The 22,890-nt window shown below is 72.0% G+C and carries 19 protein-coding genes and 1 tRNA gene; 7 read left to right on the forward strand and 13 right to left on the reverse strand.

Annotation, left to right across the window (positions count from 1 at the left end):
* Positions 1 to 87: 87 nt before the first annotated feature.
* On the forward strand, positions 88 to 348 hold the full coding sequence (locus tag ACFVST_RS00725) for a hypothetical protein (RefSeq protein ID WP_390145420.1): 261 nt from the start codon (positions 88 to 90) through the stop codon (positions 346 to 348).
* Between the two features lie 106 nt (positions 349 to 454).
* Here ACFVST_RS00725 and ACFVST_RS00730 read toward each other — a convergent pair whose 3' ends face one another.
* The 7 genes from ACFVST_RS00730 to ACFVST_RS00760 form a co-directional block, all read right to left on the reverse strand.
* Entirely contained in the window at positions 455 to 1,393 is a 939-nt protein-coding gene (locus ACFVST_RS00730) for a sigma-70 family RNA polymerase sigma factor (RefSeq protein ID WP_390145422.1), read from the reverse strand.
* A gap of 10 nt (positions 1,394 to 1,403) precedes the next feature.
* Complete coding sequence (locus ACFVST_RS00735) at positions 1,404 to 2,594, reverse strand: NAD(P)/FAD-dependent oxidoreductase (protein ID WP_390145424.1); 1,191 nt, start codon at positions 2,592 to 2,594, stop codon at positions 1,404 to 1,406.
* A 245-nt stretch (positions 2,595 to 2,839) separates the two neighbouring features.
* Positions 2,840 to 3,229 (reverse strand): hypothetical protein, encoded by a 390-nt coding sequence (locus ACFVST_RS00740; protein ID WP_390145426.1) that lies wholly within the window; start codon positions 3,227 to 3,229, stop codon positions 2,840 to 2,842.
* A 137-nt stretch (positions 3,230 to 3,366) separates the two neighbouring features.
* The gene (locus tag ACFVST_RS00745) at positions 3,367 to 3,990 is read right to left on the reverse strand and encodes a nucleotidyltransferase family protein (RefSeq protein ID WP_390145428.1); all 624 of its coding nucleotides are present in this window, start codon (positions 3,988 to 3,990) and stop codon (positions 3,367 to 3,369) included.
* 139 nt (positions 3,991 to 4,129) lie between these two features.
* Positions 4,130 to 4,203, reverse strand: a tRNA-Pro gene (locus ACFVST_RS00750).
* A gap of 94 nt (positions 4,204 to 4,297) precedes the next feature.
* Positions 4,298 to 5,164, reverse strand: a complete 867-nt coding sequence (locus tag ACFVST_RS00755; RefSeq protein WP_390145430.1) for an alpha/beta fold hydrolase — start codon at positions 5,162 to 5,164, stop codon at positions 4,298 to 4,300.
* A 47-nt stretch (positions 5,165 to 5,211) separates the two neighbouring features.
* A complete protein-coding gene (locus ACFVST_RS00760) occupies positions 5,212 to 6,723 on the reverse strand; it encodes a glycoside hydrolase family 71 protein (protein WP_390145432.1) in 1,512 nt (503 codons plus the stop codon).
* Between the two features lie 189 nt (positions 6,724 to 6,912).
* Here ACFVST_RS00760 and ACFVST_RS00765 point away from each other — a divergent pair, with 189 nt between their 5' ends.
* Together ACFVST_RS00765 and ACFVST_RS00770 are read left to right on the forward strand one after the other, a co-directional pair.
* Positions 6,913 to 7,704, forward strand: a complete 792-nt coding sequence (locus tag ACFVST_RS00765) for an alpha/beta fold hydrolase (RefSeq protein WP_390145434.1) — start codon at positions 6,913 to 6,915, stop codon at positions 7,702 to 7,704.
* 251 nt (positions 7,705 to 7,955) lie between these two features.
* Positions 7,956 to 9,434 (forward strand): exopolysaccharide biosynthesis polyprenyl glycosylphosphotransferase, encoded by a 1,479-nt coding sequence (locus ACFVST_RS00770; protein WP_390145436.1) that lies wholly within the window; start codon positions 7,956 to 7,958, stop codon positions 9,432 to 9,434.
* Positions 9,435 to 9,510: 76 nt separating this feature from the next.
* On the opposite strand, the gene ACFVST_RS00775 is transcribed toward ACFVST_RS00770, so the two are convergent.
* Positions 9,511 to 10,455, reverse strand: a complete 945-nt coding sequence (locus ACFVST_RS00775; protein ID WP_390145438.1) for a GDP-L-fucose synthase family protein — start codon at positions 10,453 to 10,455, stop codon at positions 9,511 to 9,513.
* Positions 10,456 to 10,601: 146 nt separating this feature from the next.
* On the opposite strand from ACFVST_RS00775, the gene gmd reads away from it, so the two are divergent.
* From gmd to ACFVST_RS00790, 3 genes are all read left to right on the forward strand, one after another.
* Positions 10,602 to 11,615: a GDP-mannose 4,6-dehydratase gene (gmd, locus tag ACFVST_RS00780; protein ID WP_390145440.1), complete on the forward strand. Its 1,014-nt coding sequence runs from the start codon at positions 10,602 to 10,604 to the stop codon at positions 11,613 to 11,615.
* Positions 11,616 to 11,706: 91 nt separating this feature from the next.
* A complete protein-coding gene (locus ACFVST_RS00785) occupies positions 11,707 to 14,436 on the forward strand; it encodes a DNRLRE domain-containing protein (RefSeq protein WP_390145442.1) in 2,730 nt (909 codons plus the stop codon).
* A 72-nt stretch (positions 14,437 to 14,508) separates the two neighbouring features.
* The gene (locus ACFVST_RS00790) at positions 14,509 to 15,210 is read left to right on the forward strand and encodes a hypothetical protein (RefSeq protein ID WP_390145444.1); all 702 of its coding nucleotides are present in this window, start codon (positions 14,509 to 14,511) and stop codon (positions 15,208 to 15,210) included.
* Here the strand turns inward: ACFVST_RS00790 and ACFVST_RS00795 are convergent.
* Together ACFVST_RS00795 and ACFVST_RS00800 are read right to left on the reverse strand one after the other, a co-directional pair.
* Positions 15,183 to 16,355, reverse strand: a complete 1,173-nt coding sequence (locus ACFVST_RS00795) for a glycosyltransferase (protein ID WP_390145446.1) — start codon at positions 16,353 to 16,355, stop codon at positions 15,183 to 15,185. The genes ACFVST_RS00790 and ACFVST_RS00795 overlap by 28 nt on opposite strands.
* Positions 16,352 to 16,888, reverse strand: coding sequence for a WcaF family extracellular polysaccharide biosynthesis acetyltransferase (locus ACFVST_RS00800; RefSeq protein WP_390145448.1), 537 nt, complete (start codon positions 16,886 to 16,888; stop codon positions 16,352 to 16,354). The genes ACFVST_RS00795 and ACFVST_RS00800 overlap by 4 nt, the downstream gene beginning before the upstream one ends.
* Before the next feature lie 164 nt (positions 16,889 to 17,052).
* On the opposite strand from ACFVST_RS00800, the gene ACFVST_RS00805 reads away from it, so the two are divergent.
* Positions 17,053 to 18,558 (forward strand): hypothetical protein, encoded by a 1,506-nt coding sequence (locus tag ACFVST_RS00805; protein ID WP_390145450.1) that lies wholly within the window; start codon positions 17,053 to 17,055, stop codon positions 18,556 to 18,558.
* Here the strand turns inward: ACFVST_RS00805 and ACFVST_RS00810 are convergent.
* The 3 genes from ACFVST_RS00810 to ACFVST_RS00820 are packed head-to-tail and all read right to left on the reverse strand — an operon-like array spanning position 18,531 to position 22,719.
* The gene (locus ACFVST_RS00810) at positions 18,531 to 19,790 is read right to left on the reverse strand and encodes a hypothetical protein (RefSeq protein ID WP_390145451.1); all 1,260 of its coding nucleotides are present in this window, start codon (positions 19,788 to 19,790) and stop codon (positions 18,531 to 18,533) included. The two genes, ACFVST_RS00805 and ACFVST_RS00810, sit on opposite strands and share 28 nt — an antisense overlap.
* Entirely contained in the window at positions 19,787 to 21,505 is a 1,719-nt protein-coding gene (locus ACFVST_RS00815) for a lipopolysaccharide biosynthesis protein (protein ID WP_390145453.1), read from the reverse strand. Before ACFVST_RS00815 ends, ACFVST_RS00810 begins: the two co-directional genes overlap by 4 nt.
* Entirely contained in the window at positions 21,502 to 22,719 is a 1,218-nt protein-coding gene (locus ACFVST_RS00820) for a glycosyltransferase (RefSeq protein ID WP_390145716.1), read from the reverse strand. The genes ACFVST_RS00815 and ACFVST_RS00820 overlap by 4 nt, the downstream gene beginning before the upstream one ends.
* Positions 22,720 to 22,890: the final 171 nt, after the last annotated feature.

A 22,890-nucleotide genomic window follows, 5' to 3' on the forward strand; every position in this document is an offset into this window, starting at 1 on the left:
CGCCTCACCCGCCCCACTATTCCAACGCTTGCGCAATAATGAAAACATCGGTGTGGTGAACGCGCCCGAAGGACGGAGGCCGATGACGTGAGTGGCACCCCCGCGGCAGAAGATCTGCTCAACGACCTGTCCCAGGGCCGGAATCCGGCTCCCCAACAGGACGTCACCCCCGCCTACCAACCCGTCGCGGTCTACGACCGCTCAGGCACCTCATGGCCCGGCACCATCACCGGCTGGAGCACCACCGGCGACCAGTCGATCCTCTGCCACCTGAAAATCAGAACCTCCGCCCGCTGGGTCATCTACAACCCGGACCGCATCCTCCCGCTGGTCCAGGGGGGAACGTAGACCGCCGGGAGTGGAGACCGTGAGCCCTGCCCAACCTGGCGTAGCGCGGGGAGAGTTGAAGCTGGCGGCTGCACGCATGGCCGAGTCCGGATGCCACTGGCTCTGATCACCACGCAGGGATGACCGGCGCGTCGGGCTCGTGCTGCCGCCAGGCCTCGTTGAGGCGCGCCAGCCGGTCCGCGGCGGCGATGCCGTACAGGGACGCGACCTTGCCGTTGCTGACCTCGAACGCCACGGCTCCCACGACCCGGTCGCCGGTCACGGCGAGGACGGACAGGGAGCCGTTGACCAGCGCGATGTGGAACGCGGGGGAGCCACCGGCCAGCCTCCGCTTCGCTTCCGTGGGCTTGAAGCCGGCCCGCACATAGGAGGCGACGCGCTCGCGCGTGGTGTACCGCAGCAGGCGCCTGGCCAGTCCGTAGCCGTCCGAGACCGCGGTGGCGTCGTCGGTGAGCAGCGCCACCAGCCGTTCGGTGCGCCCCGACATGGCGGCCGCGAGGAACTCCTCGACGATCCGGCGCGTGGCCGCGGGGTCCCCCTCGTCGCCGCCGCGACGCACGGCGGCGACCCGGATCCGGGCCCGGTGGACATGCTGCTGGCTCGCGGACTCGCTGATGTCGAGGATCCCGGCGATCTCGGCGTGGGGGTACGAGAAGGCCTCACGCAGGACGTAAGCAGCCCGTTCGGTGGGCGAGAGGCGCTCCATGAGGGTCAGTACGGCCAAGGACACGGATTCGCGCTGCTCGAAGGTTTCGGCCGGGCCGAGCATCGGGTCGCCCTCCAGGAGTGGCTCGGGCATCCAGGCACCTGCGGCCCGCTCATGGCGCGCGTGCGCGGAGCGGAGCTGGTCGAGGCAGAGATGGGTGACCACCTTGGTCAGCCACGCCTCCGGCACCTCGATACGTTCCCGGTCTGCGGCCTGCCAGCGCAGGAACGAGTCCTGCACGGCGTCCTCGGCGTCGGCGGCCGAGCCCAGCAGACGGTACGCGAGCGAGGCCAGCCGGTCCCGGCTGGCCTCGAACCGTTCGATGGAAGCGCTGTCCACGGTCAGGAGTCTAGGCGGCGACCTTCACACCGGCCCGGTCGGGCGCGGTGGCCAGGCGGCGCCTGCGCTTGGGCATACCGAAGGTCGGGTGGACGATGCCCCACCCGGCCCCCTTGAGTACGCCCGACTTGAGCCGCGCGGCAGTCCGGCCGCCCAGGTACCAGGACTTCGCCTGGGCATCCCCGTCCACCATCTGGAAGATCGCGTCCCGCCGTCCGAGACTGATGTGATTGCCGTGGTACTTCAGCCCGGTGGTCGGGGCCTCTCGGCCCGTCAGGCGCGCGATGATCGCGGCAGTGGCCTGCATGTTGGTGTAGCCGGCCGAGGCGCAGGACATCGGCAGCGGTCGGCCGTTCTCGCCGATCGCGTAGGCACTGTCACCGGCGGCGTAGACGTCCGGGTGCGAGACCGAGCGCATGGTGCGGTCGACGACGATCTGGCCGGTCTCGGCGACCTCCAGGCCGCTGGCGACCGCGAGGGGGTGCACGGCGAACCCTGCCGACCACACGGTCACGTCGGCCGGGATGGACGTACCGTCGGCGGCGATGGCCCGTGCCGGCTCGACGGCTTCGATGCAGGTGTGTTCGTGGACGGTGACGCCGAGCCGGTCGAAGGCCTGGCGCAGGTGACGGCGGGCCTTCGGGCAGAGCCAGGCGCCCAGCTCGCCACGGGCGGCGAGCGCCACCGAGAGGTCGGGCCGGGACTCGGCGAACTCGGTGGCGGTCTCGATACCGGTCAGCCCCTCACCGACGACCAGCACGGTGCCACCCTGCCCCAGGCCGTCCATGCGCTCACGCAGACGCAGCGCCGAGGACCGCCCGGTCACATCGAAGGCGTACTCGGCCACGCCCGGGACACCATGGTGGGCCACAGAGCTGCCGAGCGCGTAGAGAAGAGTGTCGTACGCGAGCCGGCCGTCGCCGTCCCCGCCGGTCACGGCGACGGTCCTCCGGTCGGGGTCGACGCCGGTGACACGCGCCAGGCGCAGCCGCACCCCGGTGCCCGCGAACACGTCGGCGAGCTTGCGGACCGTGACGTCCTGGCCGATCGCGAACTGATGGAGCCGCATCCGCTCGACGAAGTCGGGCTCGGCGTTGACGACGGTGATCTCGGTGTCGACGGGGGAAAGCCGGCGGGCCAGGTTCCCGGCGGCGAAGGCCCCCGCGTATCCGGCGCCGAGTACGACGATGCGATGCGTCATGGCGATGCTCCTGTCTCGTTCGCGTACCCCTTGAACGAGACAGCGCCCCGATTGCTGACAGAAGCCGGGCGTGACGCACGTCACCAAACCAAGACGACGGGCTGCCCTCCTACAGGTGCACGGACTTGCCTTGGGCAGTCGAAACGGAGCGATAACCCAAATCCCACTCGTAGAACCGGCCAGGACGCGCAGCCCCTAGATGATCGATTCCAAGGCGTGCCTGCGGAGGGTGTGGGGGCGGTCGGTCAGGCGTCGGGGTCTACTTCGGGGTGCGTGAACCGCATGGGCTTGCCCAGCGACCGGGCGTAGGCGATTTCGGCTCGGGTGCTGTCTCCGATGTAGTCGCCGACTACGAGCACCTCATCAGCAAGCCGGATCTTCGCTCGGTGCAGATCGTCGAGTCGAACCTTCAGCACCTCGGCCTCGACAGGGTCGGAGCAGAGTTCGTGCGGCGACTTCATGTCACAGCCCGGTTTGACGACAATCTTTCCGGCTTTGGTCTCCCGCAGATCGGCCTCGTTCATCTCGGTCATGAAGCGGGTGGAGCCGCAGATCACGACGATATGCGGGAGACTCAACAGCTTCTTCGCCTCGGCGAACTTCTCCTCGGGGGTGGGTAGTTGCGGGTATGACACTGGTTCCTCCTGGTGGTGTGGTCCCACGATTACTGCCTTCAGCGGGCTCAGGTGTCACCCCAGCACCCGTCGCTGAGCTCGCTCGCTCCCCAACAAGTCGCGCTCCGCCGCCGGAGACTGGCCCGCCACAGCCGCAGTCAGCCGCCGGAACAGCTCGTGGCGCTCGTGGAAGGCCAATCCAGGACAGTCAGTTCGGGCCATACCTGCCGCCATCGCGTCGCCTTCGCCTCGTAGACAGACCGTGGAGCGAGTACAGGATTGGGGCGAACGACGAGGTTGAACACGTCCGACAGTCCATGGGGCGCATAGACACGCCACCTGTCTTCTGTCTCCAGACGCACGCCCAGGCAGCAGGTCGTCGCAGCGAAGCTGTCGATCGCCGCCTCGGCAGATTCGTACGGGGGACACTCGACTCCGAACTTGTCCTCGTACCAGAGGTGAACCCGTGCCTCGTTGTGGATCTCCACTTCGGCCGGCAGGCCCGCAAAGGCCTCCCGACCGGCCTGGATCACCGTGTCCTCCGCCTCCCAGGACAGATCGCCGGCGTCGAAATAGAAGACGTCGTAGTCCTTGATGCCTCTGGTCGGCGGCTTGTCCGTGACCACGTTCCACACCGTCTGGAACAGACACCCTGCCGTCACATACCAACCGGGCAGATCCAACTTCGCGGTCCGGGTCAACACCTCGACCAACACGTCATTCCGGGACAACACCGCACGCAGGGAATCGAGTTGCTGGTCGAGAGGAAGTCGGCTGATCACCGGCTCTGCCTATCACAGCTCGCCAGTGAACGGACCTGACCTCGCCATCAGGGACACCTGCCCCACCCCGACCCCAAGAACGACCAAGGGCCGGTTTCGGATGGCTCCGAAACCGGCCCTCATCTACGACTGTCTCCAGTCGGGACGACAGGATTTGAACCTGCGACCCCTTGACCCCCAGTCAAGTGCGCTACCAAGCTGCGCCACGTCCCGGTGCGCGTGTCCCGGGGCGGCTGCCCCTGTGATCGCGCAGGTGAAAGCATACATGACGGACCGGGTGCGGCGTCCCGCGGCCGGGCTGGCGCGGTCAGGGGGTGGGTCTGCTGGTGAGGGTGGCGATCTGGGCCAACTGGTGGGCGGCGGGGGCCGGTTGGAGGAGCCATTTCAGGTGGCTGGAGTCGAGGGTGCGGACGTCGTACTGGTTGTCCGGGGTGAGCGCATCGCCCTCGCGGATCAGGCGGTCCTGGGCGGCGGGCGGGATGGCGGCGTCCCTTGCGAGGCGCACATACGTCCTGGGGATGCGGCCCCAGGTGGCGGCCTGGGCCCGGTCGGCACGGGTGCCGGCGTCCAGGTTCTCGTCCGGTTGGAAGGTGTTGAGGATGGCCAGCAACTCCTCGTCGGTGCCGTCGGCCAGGAAGGCGGCCTTGAGGGCGGCGAGGACGGCGGGGTCGGCGGTGCGGAAGTTGACGCGGAGCAGGCCGAGTTGGGCCGGGTCGCCTGCCATGCCCCGGGTGAGTGCGGCGGAGTCGACCGCGGCCATCTCGGGCTCGGCGTAGTAGTCGCCCACCGCGAGGTCGACGGGGCACCAGGCGGAGACGTAGACGAGGTGGTCGATGAGATCGGGGCGGGCGTTGGCGGCGGCGGTGGCGGTCAGGCCGCCGCGGCTGTGGGAGACGAGGATCACCGGTCCGTTCGCCTTGGCGCGCTCCAGCACGCGGATGAGATGGGCTGCGTTGTCGGCGAGGGTGACGCCCCGGATGGTGCCGGGCTCGGCGGCGAGTCCGGCGGGGTCCTGCGGGCACTGGTAGGCGGGCGGGTGGGTGGCGGCGAAGCCGTGCCCGGGCAGGTCGACGGCGGCCGATCGGTGGCCGTGCAGGGCGAGTTCGGCCTGGAGGGGTGCGAAGGCGAAGGAGTTGGAGAAGGCTCCGTGGACGAGGACGAACGTCGGCTGCATCGGTGGCTTGCTCTCCTTCGGCCGCCCGCCCGGTCACACCCCCGCCGTCACCCGTCGCGGCGGCTGGAGACGGCGTAGTACTGGAGGTCCTGGGTCTGGGGGTCGGGGCGGACGGGGTAGAGGGTGGTGACCCGGGTGGTGGTGCGGGCGTGGCGGCGGATGGCGGCGGTGGTGTGGCCGGGGCGCAGGGGGAAGAGGGTGGCGTGTACTCCGGCGGGGACGCGGGTGGTGCGGCGGTCGCGGTCGACGGCGGTGGCGAGGTCGGCGGGCGCGGTGAGGAAGGTCAGGGCCTCGACGGTGTCGCGGGGTTTCGGGGTGCCGTGCCGGGGTCGCATGGTGCGCTGCTGGGGCGTACCGGCGGCGGCGAACTGCACCCGGGCGGTGATGTACACGGTGTCGCGGACGATGCGGGGCCAGTGGCCGGTCTTGAAGCGGGTGAGGTAGTAGGAGGAGAGGTCGAGGTAGCTGGCGCCGTTGTGCAGGGACGGTGCGAAGTGGCTGCCCTCGGAGTAGTCGTTCCAGGTGGTGAGCTGTACCCAGTCGGCGCCGTCGTCGATGGCGTGGCCCCAACTGGCCCGCAGGGTCGCGGTGTTGCCGGCTTCGTCGTAGACGCCCTGGTTGGGTCGGGCGTCCTGGACGGAGACGGGCTGCATCCACTTCTTGCCGAGGCCGTGGGCGAGCCGGATGTCGCCGGGGATGCCGGACTGGCCGGTCCAACTGCGGTTGCCCCACTTGGAGAAGCCGTAGCTGAGGGGGGCGAACTCGCGGGCGTGGCCCCGGAGATCGAGGAAGAGGGGTACCAGTGCGGTGCGAATGCCCTGTCCGGCAAGGGAGTTGATGACGCGGCGCCACCAAGTGGGGTCGTGGGCCTCGGCCTTGAAGGGGGTGACGACGAGGCGGCCGTCGCCCAGGCGGTGTGCCGCGGGTTCGGCGGCGAGGGTGGCGAGGGCGCGGGCGAGGGTCGCGGGGTCGGCGCCCAGGGCCGTCATATCGGGCATCAACTGGATGCGGAACGCGGGGTCGACGCGGTGGGCGGCGGTCAACAGCAGTTTCACCCGCTGCCAGTTGGGGCCGGAGAGGGAGAGCAGGTCGACGGTGAAGCCGTCCAGCCCGGCGTCGCGGGCGGTACGCACCTCCTGCTCCAGGTCGGCCAGGCGCCAGTTGCCGCGGCGTGGGGCGCGCGGTGCGGGGCGGTCCCGCAGCAGGCCCCCGTAGGCCGCGTGCTTGCCGCCTTCGCCGTCGGGGCGGAGGTAGTTGCGGCTGTAGTAGTCGCGGTCCGGGGGCTGGTTGTCGAGGGAGAGCGGGTAGGGCGTGAAGTAGTGGGCGAAGACGAGGTGTTGGCTGCGGCGCAGGGTGTCGGCGGCGGGCAGGTCGAAGGGCAGGGCGCGGCTCGTCCGGGGCGCGGCGGGGGCGGCGTCGGTGTGGTCCCAGGCCGGTGACACTCCGGCGACCAGTGCGATCAGCAGGGCGCCGAGGACTGCGGCGAGCAGCAGCCGGCGGGCGCCGGCCGGTCGTCTGCGGTGGTGTGGCGTCACGGGCCTGGCGGGCGCGTCCGTCATGGTCGGGTGCCTCCGGGAGCGGGCGCCGCTCGGAAGTGCGCGGCGGCAGGCCAGTAGTAGAACCCGATCCACTGCAACCGGACAAGCCGGACCCGCCCCCTCCTACGTCCGACGCGGTAGGGGTGGCGAGACACCGGGGCCCCCTGGCGTGGAGGTGCGTTCTGGTCCGGAAGGAGAAAAAGGGGAAAGGTGGGCGGGGCGCGGCTGGAGTGGCGGGACTCGGGTGGGGCGGGGCGGCCGGTTGTGCTGCTGCACGGTCTGGCGGGGTGCGGCGGTGAATGGGAGCCGGTGGCACGGGAGTTGGGGCGGCGGGGGCTGCGGGTGGTGTGCCTGGATCTGCGGGGGCACGGGGGTTCGGAGCGGTGGCCGGCGGAGGTGTCGCCGGAGGCGGTGGCCGGTGATGTGGCGGCGGTGTGCGGGGAGTTGGGGCTACGGCGGCCGGTGCTGGTGGGCCAGTCACTGGGAGGTGTGACGGCGCTGCTGGCGGCGGTGGGTGCGCGGGAGTCGGTGGGTGGGCTGGTGCTGGTCGAGTCGGCGCCGGGTGGGCCGGATCCGTCACGTGCCGGGCGGGTCGCTCGGTGGCTGGAGGGGTGGCCGGTGCCGTTCCGGGACCGGGCGGCGGCGGTGGAGTTCTTCGGCGGTGGGCCCGTGGGCGAGGTATGGGCGGCGGGGCTGGCGGAGGGGCCGGACGGCTTGCGGCCACGGTTCGATCCGGAGGTGCTGGTGGCGATGGTCCGCGGGTATGCGGAGCGGGACTGGATGCCGGTGTGGCGGCGGGTGGAGTGTCCCGTTCTGGTGGTGTTCGGGCAGGGCGGGGTGGTTCCGGGGGATGTGATGGACGCCATGTCGCGGGCGCGGCCGGGGAGTTGGGCGGTGAGTGTGCCGGGGGCGGGGCATGACCTGCATCTGGAGCGGCCGGGGGCGCTCGCGGAGCTACTCACCAGTTTCGTTTCGGGGTCACAGGGGCCGAACACGCGGTAACCTCGTCGTGGACGGCGCATGGAGAGCGTGTGCGCGGCGCAGGGCGGCCCGTTGACCGAAGGGCCCGCGTACGCCGGGGTGCGTTCGGGCCGTTCGGAACGACCGGAACGATTCATCACGAGCTGGGGACGTTCGAGCGAACGGCCCCACACGTATGAATCTTCCCGTACTCTTCACCGTTGCGACGCATGTTCGTCGATTGGGGAGTCGAAGAGCAGCGCAAGGAGGGTCGTCAGTGCCTTGGGGGGTTCATGTGGCATGTCCAGGCGTCTGAGAGCGGTATCGCCCAGACGCGGGGCGGGAGTTCGGCACAGGTCCGTGCGCCGGTCGGTATCCCGGCGAAGCCGTCCTGGTTTCTGCCGGCGGTCCTCGGCGCGGACATCGGCGGCGCCGGCGCATCGGTGGCCGCCGTACTGGGCCTGGCCGGGCAGTCCTGGGTGCTGCCGGCGCTGCTGGCCGCCGTCGTCTGGCCGCTGGTGCGGCTCTGCCGCGGCCGGTACGCGCGGCGGGTCCTGGGCGAGTCCCGCGGGGTGCTGCCCGTGCTGCACGACTGGCTGGTGCTGCTCGGGGCGCTCGCGGTGTGCCGGGCGGCCGCCGATCTGAGACATCCGCCACTGCTGTGCCTGCTGGCCCTGCTGCCGCCGCTGCTGGTGACCCTCGTCTGCCACAAGGCCGTCTACCGGCGGCTGGCGGCCGACCGCCGCGAGGCACAGGCCGTGATACGGGTGCTGGTGGTCGGCGGGGCGGCCGCGGCGGACGAGATGACGGGACATCTGGCGGCGCGTACCGACCATCCGTATGTGGTGGTGGGTGTGGTGGCAGTCGGCGAGGGGGAACCGGCGGGCGGGGTTCCGCTGGCGGCCCGGCTGGCGCGCCGCGCGCCGTCCGCGCCGGAGGCCGACACCTCGGTGGTGCTGGCCGCGGCGCGGAAGCGGGACGCCTCGGTGGTGCTGGTCGCGCCGGGCGGTCTGGCGGGGCAGCGGCTGCGCGGACTGTCCTGGGGCCTGCATGACGCGGGCGTCGAACTCGCCCTGGCGCCGGGCCTGGTGGAGGTCTCGGTGAAGCGCCTGGAGACCGCCTCGGCCGCCGGGATGGCACTGCTGCGGGTGGCTCCCCCGGTACGGCACGGGGTGCAGCCGCTGCTGAAGGGCGCGCTGGACCGTATCGGCGCCGCGCTCGGGCTGCTGGTGCTGCTCCTGCCGCTGCTGCTGGTGGGGCTCGCCATCCGGATCGACTCGCGGGGACCGGTGCTGTACCGGCATGAGCGGATCGGGCGGCGCGGCAGGCCGTTCACCATGTGGAAGTTCCGCACCATGTTCGTCGGATCGGCCGACCGCAAGGCGGAGTTGGCCGCGGAGAACGAGAACGACGGCCATATGTTCAAGATGCGCCGCGACCCGCGGGTGACCCGGGTCGGCCGGCTGCTGCGCCGCACCTCGCTGGACGAACTGCCGCAACTGGTCAATGTGGTGCGCGGCGAGATGTCCCTGGTGGGGCCGCGTCCGCCGCTCGCGGAGGAGGTCGCGCACTATGACGCGGTGGAGTTGCGGCGGCTCGCGGTGCGGCCCGGGATGACGGGGCTGTGGCAGATAAGCGGCCGTTCCGATCTGTCCTGGGACGAGACGGTCCAGCTCGACCTGAGCTATGTCGACAACTGGTCGTTCACCAGTGACGTCGATGTGATGGCCCGAACACTGCGCGCCGTGGTCGATGGCCGCGGCGCCTACTGAGGACGGCGGTCGGGCTTCCGTGCACACCAAGTGGCGCCCGGCCGGGGCGCGTTCACACCGGCCGGGTCCCCGTACCTCAGCCGGTCTCCTGGGCGCGCCAGTGGTCGTAGGTGGCGGCGATGCCGTCGCGCAGCGGGACCGCGGGCTTGAAGCCGAGGGCGGTCAGCCGGGACACGTCGAGGAGTTTGCGCGGGGTGCCGTCGGGCTTGTCGCGGTCCCAGGCGATGCGGCCGGTAAAGCCGGTGACCTCGGCGACGGTCTCGGCGAGTTCGCGGATGGTGAGGTCCGCGCCGCAGCCGATGTTGACCGGCTCGTCCCCGTCGTAGCGTTCCAGCAGCAGCGCGCAGGCCGAGGCCAGGTCGTCCACGTGCAGGAACTCGCGGCGGGGGGTGCCCGAGCCCCAGAGCACGGCCTCCTCGCGGCCCTCGGTGCGCGCCTCGTGGAAGCGGCGGATCAGGGCCGGCAGGACGTGCGAGGTGGCCAGGTCGAAGTTGTCGCCGGGCCCGTAGAGGTTGGTCGGCATGGCGGAGACGTAGGAGGCGCCGTACTGCTGCCGGTAGGACTGGATCTGGACGATGCCGGCGATCTTGGCGAGGGCGTAGGCCTGGTTGGTGGGCTCCAACGGGCCGGTGAGCAGGGCCTCTTCGGGGATGGGCTGGGGTGCCAGCTTGGGGTAGATGCAGGAGGAGCCGAGGAAGAGCAGCCGCGGCACTCCGGCGGCGTGCGCCCCGGCCACCACGCTCAACTGGATCTGGAGGTTCTCCTCCAGGAACTGCACCGGGTAGGTGCTGTTGGCGAGGATGCCGCCGACCTTCGCGGCGGCCAGGACGACCGCGTCGGGCCGGGTGTCGCGCAGATACGCGGCGGTGTCCGCGGCGTCCCTCAGATCGAGTTCGGCGCGGGTGCGGGTGAGGACGGTGTGTCCGTCGGCGGTCAGCCGGCGGGCCACCGCCGAGCCCACCAGGCCCCGGTGGCCGGCGACGAATATCCGGGCCCGCTCGGGCAGCAGCGATTCGGTCATGCCCCGGATCATGCCAGGCGCCGGCCACGCCAAAGGTCCCGATCCCCGTTAACGGCGCACCTGTCCCGTATGCCGTCCGATCTCCGTTCACCTGCGTACTCGACCGCGGCCTCGGCCGCAGCAACACCCCTGGGGGGAGAACCAGCATGAGCAAGACCGCTCTGATCACCGGAGTCACCGGGCAGGACGGCTCCTATCTGGCGGAGCTGCTGCTGTCGAAGGGGTACACGGTGCACGGCCTGGTGCGCCGCTCGTCCAGCTTCAACACCGAGCGCATCGACCACATCTACCAGGGCCCGCAGGAGGCGGACCGCTCCCTGGTGCTGCACCACGCGGACCTCTCCGACGGGGTGGCGCTGGTCAATCTGCTGCGCGACATCCAGCCGGACGAGGTGTACAACCTGGGCGCCCAGTCCCATGTCCGGGTCTCCTTCGACGCCCCGCTCTACACCGGGGACGTGACGGGGCTCGGGGCGCTGCGGCTGCTGGAGGCGATCCGGGCGAGCGGGGTCGAGACCCGCATATACCAGGCCTCGTCCTCCGAGATGTTCGGCTCCACTCCCCCGCCGCAGAACGAGTCGACCCCGTTCCACCCCCGCAGTCCGTACGGTGCCGCCAAGGTGTACGCGTACTGGGCGACGGTCAACTACCGTGAGGCGTACGGGATGTTCGCGGTGAACGGGATTCTGTTCAACCACGAGTCGCCACGGCGTGGGGAGACCTTTGTGACACGCAAGGTGACCCGCGGGGTGGCCCGGATCAAGGCCGGTCTCCAGGACCGGCTCTATCTGGGCAACCTCGACGCCGTGCGCGACTGGGGGTACGCGCCCGAGTATGTGGACGCGATGTGGCGGATGCTGCAGCACGACGAGCCCTCGGACTACGTGGTGGCGACCGGAGTGCCCGCCACCGTACGGCAGTTCGTGGAGACCGCTTTCGCGCACGCCGGGCTGGACTGGTCCGAGCATGTGCGGTACGACCCGAAGTACGAGCGGCCCAGCGAGGTCGACGCACTGCTCGGGGACGCCTCCAAGGCCCGTGAGCTGCTCGGCTGGCAGCCGCGCGTCCAGGTGGAGGAGCTGGCGCGCATCATGGTCGACGCCGATGTCCGGCTGGTGGAAGACCAGTTGGCGGGTGCGGCCGTGCGTATCGATCGCTGACCGTGCGATGCTCGCCGAGAACGCTCGTTGACAATGACATGACAAGTACACATGGCACGTACAGATGACCCGACTGACCCTTGGGGGGTTCATGCGTAGATCCAGAGGGCTGACGGCGGCCCTCATCCTCGCCGTCACCGCAGGTCTGGGGGTCGGTCTGGCCACGACCGACCGGGCCGACGCGGTGACTCCGCCGGTGGCGTTCACCGCCGACAACCTGCCCACCTGGCAGACCAACGGGATCGTGTGGTCCCTCGCGGAGGCCAACGGCACGGTCTTCGTCGGCGGCACCTTCTCCGAGGTGCGCCCGCCCGAAGGCACCAGCGGCACCGCCAAGAAGGCCGTCAACTTCGCGGCCATGAACGCCGCGACGGGCAAGCCCACCGGCTGCTCGCTGTCCTTCACCATCGGCACCGGCACCGCCACCGTACGGGCGCTGACCGTGTCGCCGGACAAGAAGACCCTGTACGCGGGCGGCTACTTCGGGGCGGTCAACGGCACCAAGGTCAGCTCGCTGGCCGCCATCGACATCGCCACCTGCAAGGCCAAGACCGGCTTCAAGGCGAGCTTCCCGTCGACCGTGCGGGCGCTGGCCGCGACCTCCGACACGGTGTACGCGGGCGGCGACTTCCACTCCGCGGGCGGCGTGAAGCGGGAGCGGTTCGCCGCGGTGGACGCCACCAGCGGCAAGGTCAAGGCCTTCAAGGCCGACGCGGACCAGCCGGGCCGGGCCGTGGACGTCACCTCCGACGGCAAGCATGTCGCCCTCGGCGGCGACTTCTTCACGGTCAACGGGGCCGACTCACACGCCCTGGCCGTGGTCGACGCCACGACCGGCGCCAACAAGAAGACCTATCCGCTGGGCTTCATCTCCAAGACCTCCGTGGTCAAGGACGTGGAGGCCGACTCGACCGGCTTCTACACCGGCAACGAGGGCACCGGCGGCGGTGTCTTCGACGGGCGGATCGCGGTCGACAACGGCACCTTCAACCAGCGCTGGCGGGACACCTGCCTGGGCGCCACCCAGGCCGTCAAGTCGTACAAGAACGTGCTCTACAGCGCCTCGCACGCGCATGACTGCTCCAGCATGGGCGAGTTCCCCGACGGGCGGCGGCACCATCTGATGGCGCAGCGCACCGACGACCCCAAGCTGCTCGGCTGGTTCCCCGACACCAACGACGGCCTCGGCGAGAAGATCGGCCCGCGGGCGCTGGCCATCTCCACCAAGACCGACACCAAGTACCTGTGGGTGGGCGGTGAGTTCACCACCGTCAACGGCGGCAAGGCGCAGGGCCTGAGCCGTTTCGCCTCCGGCCCGGACACCGGCAAGCCCACCATCCCGCAGGCCAGCGCCACCAGCACCGCACCGGACAAGGTGAAGGTGAGCTGGCGCTCCAGCACCGACCTGGACGACAGCAAGCTGACGTACAAGGTGTACCGGAACGGGGGCACCTCGCCGGTGCACACCGTCTCCGGGGAGTCCTTCGAGTGGTCCCGGCCCCAACTCTCCTTCACCGACACCAATGTGAAGGCCGGCTCGACGTACACCTACCAGGTGACCGCCACCGACGCCGCGGGCAACACCAGCACCAAGTCCGCGGCGGTGAAGGTGACCGTGCCCACCGCCGCGGCGAAGTACCCGTCAGCCGTGGGTGCCGACGGGGCTGAGCTGTACTGGCGCTACGACGACCCGTCGACCCCGTTCGCCGCGGACTCCTCGGCGAAGGACAACAGCGGTGTGTACGTGGGCGGTCCGACGCTCGGCCGGAACCAGGCCGCGCTCAACGGGGACACCGGGGCGGTCGCCCTGGACGGCGCCCAGCAGAAGGTGTACAGCGACCAGGCGACCACCGTGGACGGCGCGTTCACCCTGGAGACCTGGTTCCGCACCTCCTCCGCCCGGGGCGGCAAGCTCCTCGGCTTCGGTGACCGCACCACCGCCGCCAGCGGCCGCTACGACAAGCACCTGTATCTGACGAACGACGGCAAGGCCGTCTTCGGCGTGTACAGCGGCGGCGCCCGCACCCTGTCCTCCGACTCCGGCCTGAACGACGGCAAGTGGCACCACGCCGTCGGCACCCAGGGCCCGGACGGCATGGCGCTGTACGTCGACGGCAAGCAGGTCGGCAGCAACGACGTCACCGGCAACCAGAAGTACAGCGGCTACTGGCACGCGGGCGGGGACAACCTCAACGGCTGGCCCGAGCAGCCCAGCAGTTCCTTCCTCGCCGGGCAGCTCGACGAGACCGCGGTCTACGGCTCGGCACTGTCCGCGGCCCGGGTGCGGGCCCATTTCACGGCCGCCTCCGCGCCCTCGGACACCGTCCGCACCGTCGCCGCCACCGAGGACGCCTACGCCAACGCCGGTGCGCCCGGCACCAATTACGGCTCCTCCGCCTCGCTCGCCGTCCGCGGCACCTCCGCGTACCTCGCCTACCTCCGCTTCGACCTGCCGGCGGCGCCCGCCGGTACCGAGCTGAAGAGTGCGCGGCTCACCGTGAAGACGAGCACCCAGTCGGGCGCCGAGTCCGCGGACACCCCCTCCGTGGTGCCGGTCACCGGGGAGTGGAGCGAGTCCGGGGTCACCTACAAGAACCGGCCCTCGCTCGCCGGGAAGCCCATCGGCTCCTTCGACGCCACCGAGTCGGCGGCCACGCCGTACACCGCGTCGCTGGACACCGCGGCGCTCGCCGATCACCTCGGCACGTCGTACAGCGTGGCGCTGACCGGTGAGGGCAGCGACGCGCTGTGGCTGTGGTCCCGCGAGGCGGCCGCCGCCGGCGGCACCCCGCAGCTCGACCTCACCTTCGGCACCCCCTGAGCACCGAACCCGCCGGTCCGCCGCTTCGGCGGCGGGCCGGCGGGCCGTCCCCCTGATTCCGGGAGCCCACTGATGCACGCTCAACTCCGACGCCGCGGCACGGCGTTCGGGACCGCTCTGGCCGCCGTCACCGCCCTGGCCGCGCTCACCGGCTGCGGCTCCGACGGCGACGGGCACAAGGACACCGCGGCGGCCTCCACCGGCAGCCCGGCGCCCGCCGCCACCCGGCCCGACACCCAGGCCGAACCGCCCTCCGCGGAGCCCTCCGAGACGCCGAAGGCCCCCGTGGTACCGGACTCCGCGCTGAAGCCCGCCACCGGCTCCTTCACCGAGAAGGAGAAGAAGTACCTCAGCGGCCGGGTGCCGAAGGACATGGACCCGGCGGCCGTCCTCCAGGTCGGGCAGGAGGCCTGCGAACGCCTCACCCGTACCGCGAAGTTGGACCGGGACGCCGCGCTCGGCGCCCTCGTCACCGGTGAGATCGACGGGGCGGACGCCGCCGTGGACAAGCTGTGCCCGAAGCAGAAGCCGCTGCTGGCGGCCGCCGCGGCCGGCTTCCCCGACGGCACCCGGAAGAACCCGGCCCCCGGCGAGTACCGCGCCCTGACCGCCGAGACCGGGCACTGCTCCTGGCGCGCGGAGGGCTCCGGCGGCCGTGTCCTCGCCTCCGGCCCCGGCACCGGCGCCAAGGGCCCGGTCAAGGCGAAGGTCCCCTCGGGCACCGAGCGTTTCGTCTCCGAGGGCTGCTACGCCTGGGCGCCTTCCGGGTCCTGATCCGACGACCCCGCCACGGGGACGGGGGCGCCCGCGAGCCGGTAGGCGTCGAGGAGGGCGTCGCCTACGGACCGCATGTCGAAGGTGGTGGCGGCGAGGGTGCGGGCGGCGCGGGCGAGGGCCCGCCGCTCGTCCTCGTCCGCGAGGATCTCCAGGATCGCCGGGGCCAGGCCCGCCGCGTCCTCGACGACCCGGCCCGCGCCCGCCCGCTCCACGTCGTCGGCCAGCCCGTTGGAGCGGGTGATCACCACCGGGGCGCCGTGCGACATCGCCTCCAGTACCGACATGGGGAACGGCTCGTCCACCGAGGGCAGTACGTAGACATGGGCGCGGCGCAGCTCGGTCACGATCCGCTCGTGGCTGAGCGGGCCCAGGAGCTGCACCTTGTGGGCCAGGCCCAGCTTCTCCACCAGGGCGCGTACGGCGGGGAGTTCACCCTCGTCGGGCCCGGCGATGACGAACTCCGCGTCCGGGTGCGCGCGCAGGATCTCCGGGGCGGCGGCCACCAGGTCGGCGGGCCGTTTGCGGGCGTGCAGGCGGGCCGCGTACAGGATGCGGGGCGGGCCGGTGCGGGTGGTGTGCGGCGCCCCCGACGCGGGGACGCCGTTGACCAGGCGCACGGTGTGCCGGGGGGCGGGTGGCCCGAGGACGGCCTCCAGACCGCGGCGTTCGTGCTCGGTGAGGTACAGCAGGGCGCCGGCGCCGCGCAGCACCCGGCGTACCGCCACCGTGTCCAGGATCCTGGCGGAGGCGCGGTCGCTGGGGTCGACCATGCCGTGGGTCTGGAGCACCAGGGGGCGGCGGGCGCGCAGCGCGGCCAGCGCCACCGGGAGGGTCACCAGGTCGCGGGCGAGGTGCACATGGACCACGTCGGCGTTCCGGACCAGGCCGTGGGCGGCGGCGAGCAGCGCGGGCGAGGTGATGCCGCTGAAGCCGAACGGCAGGACCCGGCGGGCCGGGTAGAGGCGGGCGGGTACGCCTTCGACGTCGGTGGGCAGCGGCCCGTCGAAGCCGCTGCCGAGGGCGACCAGGCTCGCCTCGTGACCGCGTTCGCGCAGCTCCTTGGCGAGGTTCAGCGCCACCCGTACCGGACCGCCGAAGGCGTGGTCCGGGCTGTGCAGGGTGACCGCGTGCAGGACTCTCATACGGGCTCCTGGACGGGCCGGGTGCCCTGCGCGGTGTGCAGGGTCAGCTCCGGCAGATCGCGGGCGAGGACGGTACCGGCGGAGACCACCGAGTGCCGGCCGACGGTGACTCCGGCGAGCACGGTGGCACGGGCCGCGATCCAGGCGCCGTCCTCGACGCGGACGGGTGCGTTGCGGTAGCGGAAGTCAGCGGCGCGGTGGTCGTGGCTGCCGGTGCAGAGCAGGGCTTCCTGGGAGACGCAGACGTTCGAACCGAGGGTGACCGGTTCGAGGTTGAGGATCCAGGCGCCCTCCCCTATCCAGGTGTGGTCGCCGACGGTGAGCTTCCACGGCCACAGCACCCGCACCCGGTGCCGTATCAGTACGCCCTCGCCGATCCGGGCGCCGAACGCGCGCAGCAGCGCCACTCTCAGCCGGGCCGGGCAGAACCAGGCCATGAAGAGCAGGTTCATCACGGCGAACCAGAGGGCCTGCACCAGCCGGCCGCGGCCCTTGTCATACCCGGCCAGCGTGAAGGCCGGCAGATCGCGCATCGTCTTCTCCACCCCCGACTGCGCCCTCCCCGGGCGCCCGAGGGAGCAGCCTAACGGTTGCCGGGCGGGGAGCGGGCGGGGCGTCTGTAGACTGCGGCGGGGATCTTTCCGGGGTGCGCCGGCTACCGGTGCGGGCCGCAGGGCAGGGGACGGCAGGGGGTCGGATGGCGCAGCAGGTGGTGGCTGCCGGGTCGGTGGCCGACGAGCGCGAGGCCGCGCCTCCCGCGCTCGCGCTACCGGCGCCGGCCACGCCGCGGACGCTGCTGTCGCGGGCGCTCTCGGTGCCGCTGGTGCTGGGTCTGACGGTGTTCCTGCCGCTGGTGGTGGCGGTGCAGCCGGGGGCGGGGCGGCGGGATCCGGCGTTCTGGCTCCAGTTGACGCTCACCATGTACGCGGGGGCGCGGCTGTCCGGCATGATCCTCACCAATCGCCGCAAGCTTCTCCAGGCCTCGTTCTGGCTGTTCGTCTATATGGCGATGGGGGTGGCGCCGCTGGCGCAGGCGGTGCTGGGGCAGGTGCCGACGCCGGTGGTGGGTCCGCGGTCGGATCTGACGGCGGCGGTGTCGCTGGTACTGATCGGCTGTACGGCCTTCGATGTGGGGTCGCTGCTGGCGCGGCACCGGTTGGGCGGGCGGGACCGGGACGCGGTGCGGCCGGCGCTGGTGCACCGGCGGCGGCTGTATCTGCTGGCGCTGCTGGCGTTCGCGGGCAGTGCGCTGCTGGTGGTGAAGCTGGGCGGGCCCGCGGTGTTCTTCACCTCCCGGCAGGAGATCATCGCCGGGATCGAGGGCGCCGGTCTGGACGAGGGCGACTCGCAGGCGGGGCAGGCGATGCTGCGGGGCCTGGGTACGGTGCCCGCGCTGATCGCGCTGCTGGTGTACACCCGGTGGCTGGTGCGTTCGCGGCGGGCCCGCAGATCGCCGGTGGTGATCGCGGTGTGGCTGGGCCTGGTGGTGGCGAACGGGGTGGTGAACAACCCGATCTCCAACCCGCGTTACTGGTTTCTGACGGTGCTGTTCTCGCTGATGTTCACGGTGTTCCCGGTGAGCGCGGCGATGTACCGGTCGGCGCTCAGCCTGGGTGTGGTGGTGGCGCTGGTGGTGTTCCCGTTCGCGGACCGCTTCCGCTACGACGAGACCAACTACCGTCCGGTGCAGACGACTTCGGTGCTGGAACCGCTGGCGATGAAGGACTACGACCAGGTCGGTATGTTCGCCAACACCATCACCTATGTGGATTCCGGTGAAGGGCACACCTATGGGCGGCAGTTGGCCGGTTCGGTGCTGTTCGCAGTGCCGCGTTCGGTGTGGCCGGGCAAGCCGGTGGACACCGGGGTGATGGTGGGCGAGTGGATGGGCGCGGTGAACACCAACCTCTCCTCGCCGGTGTGGGCCGAGCTGTGGATCGACTTCGGCCCGGTGGGCATGGTGGCCGGTTTCCTGGGGCTGGGCTATGCGGCGGCGCGGGTGGACAACCGCTGTGCCCGGCGTGCCACCCGCCGGGCGCCGCCGGGCAGTCTGATCTCGCTGGTGGTGCCGCTGGTGGCGGGTTACTCGTTCATCCTGCTGCGGGGCCCGCTGCTCCAGGCCTCGGGCCGGGTGGCGATCGCGCTGGCGTGTATCGCCCTGATCACCACCTTCCGTCAGGACCGGGGCGCCGCGCTGCGCTGAGCATCGTCACCCGTCGCGTCGTCCGCCGCCTCGTCCGCCGGTGCGTCGGCCGGGGTGCGGGCGACCCTCGTCCAGGCCGCGACCGCCTTGAGGGCAGAGCCCACGGCCAGCCCCCAGGCGGCACCGGCCGCACCCCCGAGCCCGTAGCCGCCGAGCATCAGCACCACCGACAGCAGGGAGAAGACGACCTGCACGGAGAGGGTGGCGCGGGGGCTGAGGACGCGCAGGGTGACCAGGGCGCAGGTGCCGAGGCCCATCACCGCGTACTGGGTGCCGGAGGCGGGGAGCAGGGCGGCGGCGGCGTTCCAGGTGGCGCCGAGGAGTCCGCGGCCGGCCCGGTCGGGCAGTGCGTAGAGGACGGCGGCCCAGGCGAGGGCGGTGGCGGCGAGGGCGAGCCCGAGGGCGGCGGCGGCGCGTACGGTGCGGCGGCGGCCGCCGAGTCGGCTGAGGACGGGCGGCGCGAAGGCGTTGACCGAGTTGAAGAGGACGTTCAGCGGCCCGAAGAGGGTGGTGGCGCCGCGGAGGGCGCCGACGGTGAGCGGGTTGGCGAACAACCCCAGGCCCAGGACGGCGAGTTGGCTGGAGGCGTTGCCGACAGCGAACTCGACGAGGAACCGCGCCCCGAGGTGGCCGCGCCGCAGATAGGGCGCGAGGTGCACCCCGGCGCCGCGGATCAGGGGCCGCAGCAGGGCGAGGCCGAGCAGCAGCGCGGGCAGCGCGGACAGGCCCCAGACTGCGACCAGTCGGGCGGGGCCCGCGTGCGGGGGCTGGATGAGCAGTGCGGGCACCACACAGGCCAGCCGCAGGGTGTCCGCGGCGAGGGCGCGGGCGGGGGTGCGCAGCGCGGAGAAGGCGTACCGCAGTCCGTCCTGGACCAGGACCAGGGGGAGGACGAGGCCGAGGGCGGCGAAGGCGTGCCCGGTGCGTCCGCCGGCGAGGGCGCCGCCGGCGGCGAGCAGTACGGCGGCGGTGGCGGCGGCGCAGGCGGTGAAGGTGACGGCGGACCGGCAGGCGGTGCCGAGGCGGGCGGCGTCGCGCTCCAGTACGACGGCCTGCCCCACGTACGCCATGTTGAGGCCGAGGAGGACGGTGAAGGTCAGATAGACCATGGAGAACGCGGCGAAGCCGGGGGCGGTGGAGACCCGGGCGGCGATCACCAGCACCAGGATGTTGGTGGCGCTGGACGCGGCCTGGTCGAGCACCGAGGCGGCGGCCGCGGCCGCCGGTCTCACCGGTCGTCCGAGGTGGCGCCGCGCAGTTCCTCCGGTTTGATGCCGCGCAGCGCCATGGTGTCGCCGTGCTCCCCGTCGGGAGTGCGCCGTACGACGGGCTCGCGCAGTGCGGGGTCGGGCAGTGCGGGCTCGGGCTGCGATGCGGGGCTGCGGCCGGCCTTCTTCGTCCGCTTGCGGTGCGGGCCCCGCTCGGTGTGGATGACGGCGCCCAGCACGGTGCCGCCCGCGCCGCCAATCAGTTCGCGGATCCGGGCGAGTTCGGCGCGGTGCACGGTACGCGGGTCGCAGACGACGAGGACGCCGTCGACGCGGTCCACCAGGGCGAGGGCGTCGGCGTAGGCGAGGACGGGCGGGGCGAGGACGACGACGGTGGAGCCGGGGTCGTCCGCTTCGGCGATCAGACGGCTGGTGCGGGGCGAGGTGAGGGCCCGCGGCACATTGCGCACCCGTTCGCCGGGGACCAGCAGGAAGGAGCCGGACTCCCCCGCGTCGACGGTGAGTTGGGAGCTTCCGGGCCAGCCGGTGTCGCCGTCGTCCGGGTCGCCGCGGCCGGTCCTGGTCCAGTGCGGGCGGGCGGCGGTGACGCCGCGGAGCCGGTCCGCGAGGGACGGGGTACGCAGGTCGGCCTCGACGAGGGTGACGTCCTTGCCGGTCTCGGCGAAGGAGGCGGCCAGGTTGGAGGCGACGGCGACGGTGGCCTCGACACCGCCGCGGGGTGCCACCACGAGCAGTCGGCGCCGGTCGGCGAACCGGTCGTCGTAGGCGAGGCGGAAGGCGATGGAGCGGTACTCCTCGGCGGCGCGGGCGTCGGTCTGGCCGCCGACCAGCAGGGTGCCGGTGGCGCCGCGGGGCAGGGTGCCGAGGACGGGGGCGCGGACGGCGCGTGCCACGTCCAGCGGGGAGCGGGGCGCCGGGTCGAAGACCAGCCGCACCCAGGCGGCCAGCAGCCCGATGGCTATCCCGACGGCGGCGCCGAGGCCGAGGGAGAGCAGGATGCCGATGCCGTCGGCCGAAGTGGGCGCGGTGGCACGGGAGTTGACCGTGCCGGCGGTCATGTCGAGGGACTTGAGATTGCTGATCTGGGCGTTCAGCTCGGTCATCCGGTTGAGGAGGTTGACCCGGGTGGTCTCCTTGGCGTCGGCGACCGGCCCGTCCCCGATGGTCTTCAGCTCCCGCGCCAGGTCCTCCTGCTGCTTGGCGACCGGGGCGAGCTGGTCCCGGTACTTCGTGATCATGGTGTCGCGGAGGTCTTCCCACTGCTTCTTGCGCACATCGAGGTAGGCCTGGGTGACGGCGTTGGCGCGGCGGGCGGACTCACCGGGGCTCGATCCGGTGTAGGTGAAGCGGAGCACCATGGTCTGCGGTGGGTTGGTGACCTGGAGTCCGGACCGCAACTCCCCTGACCGCACGCCGAGTTGCTTGGCCGCGTGCGCGGTGACGCTGCTGCTGAGCGCGGTCTGCCGCTCCGAGCCCATGTTGGTGGACTTGTCGACGGCGACGGAGGGGTTGAACGGGTCGTTGGTGGGCGCGCGGAGTACGACCTCGCTGGTCGCGGCGTAGCTGTCGGCGCCGGTGATACCGAGCCAGGCGCCGCCGATCAGGCCCACCGCGACCCCGCCGCCGATCAGCCAGCGGTAGCGCAGCAGTTGGCGGAACTGGTCCCGCAACTGCTCCGGCTCGTCGTCTCCCCTGGCGGGGACGTGCGTGTCCGTCACGTGCCCTGGCTCCCCTGTGCGTCGTTCAGTGCCTCGTCGACGAGTGCGTCGATGCGTGCCAGTCCCGCGGTGCGGGAGAGGTGGGTGGCGACGTGGCGCGGCCCGTTGGCGCCGAGCCGGTCCGCGTACCCGGGTTGCCCGGCGAGTCTACGCACCGCGGCGAGGAGTTCGGCCGGGTTCTCCGGTTCCACCAGGAGTCCGGCGCCGGAGCGGCGCACTTCCTGCGCGGTGCCCCCCTCGGCGGCGACGGAGGCGACCACGGGCCGTCCGGTGGCGAAGTACGAGGTGAGCTTGGACGGCACGCTCATGTCGAGGACGGAGGCCCGCTGGGTGACGGCGAGCACATCGGCGGCGGCCAGTACGTCGGGGAAGTCCGCGTCGTCGGCGGGCGGCAGGAACTCCAGGTTGGGCAGTCCGGCGGCGAGCCCGGCGAGGTGGGTGCGCTGGTTGCCGTCGCCCATCAGCACGATCCGGAGGGCGGGGTCGAGGCGGGCGGCGTCGACGAGGACCTCCAGGCCCTGTTTGAGGCCCATGTTCCCGGAGTGCAGCAGCACGGTGTCCCCGTCGGCCCAGCCGAGACGGGCGCGGGTCTCCTCGCGGGGTGCCGAAGGGGCGGGCACATGCGACCAGTTGGGCACCAGACGTATGCGCCCCGGGTCGACACCCAGCGCGCGGACCCGGGCCACGAAGGTCTCGTGGATGACACCCACCAGGGCGGCGGAGCGCAGCGCGCGGGACTCGGCGCGCTCCGCGAGTACCGCGGCCCGCCCGCCGCCGCGGATACCGCTCTGCGCCGCGGCGGCCCCCATCAGGTCCTGCACCACCGGCACATACGGCACCCGGTGCCGGGCGGCGAGACGGGCGCCGAGCAGTCCGCCGGCCAGGCTGGGCATCTGGGCGAGGACGGCGTCGGGGCGTGCGGTGCGCGGCGGGGCGATCATCCCGTGCAGCAGCACCGAGCCCTCGAAGAGTGCCCGGCGGGCGGCGGTCTGGCGCGGTGGGACGGTGTGCCGTCTGCGGTGCACGGTCACCCCGGCCCGCTCCTCGCTCCGCCGCCACACCCCGCGGTACTCGGGCTCGGTGCGCCAGGCCGGGTAGTGCGGCATCCCGGTCAGTACATGCGTCTCATGGCCCTGCGCGGCCCAGTGCTCGGCGATCTGGGTGGCGTACGGGCCGATTCCGGCGTGCTCCGGCGCGTAGTTGGTGGATACCAGCACCAGTCTGCGGCGGGCCCCGTCGGGCCGGTCGCTGCTCTCCTGCGTCACGCGGTCCCTTCCCCCAGGTGCAACGGGCCCACCCTAATCGTTCACCGGGCTGGCACGGAACGCGCACGCTATGGTCGGTTGGCGCACCGGCGTTGTGCCGGGTGCGGCTGCGGGGGCAGA

This window comes from Streptomyces sp. NPDC058045 (assembly GCF_042885635.1).
Lineage (GTDB): Bacteria > Actinomycetota > Actinomycetes > Streptomycetales > Streptomycetaceae > Streptomyces.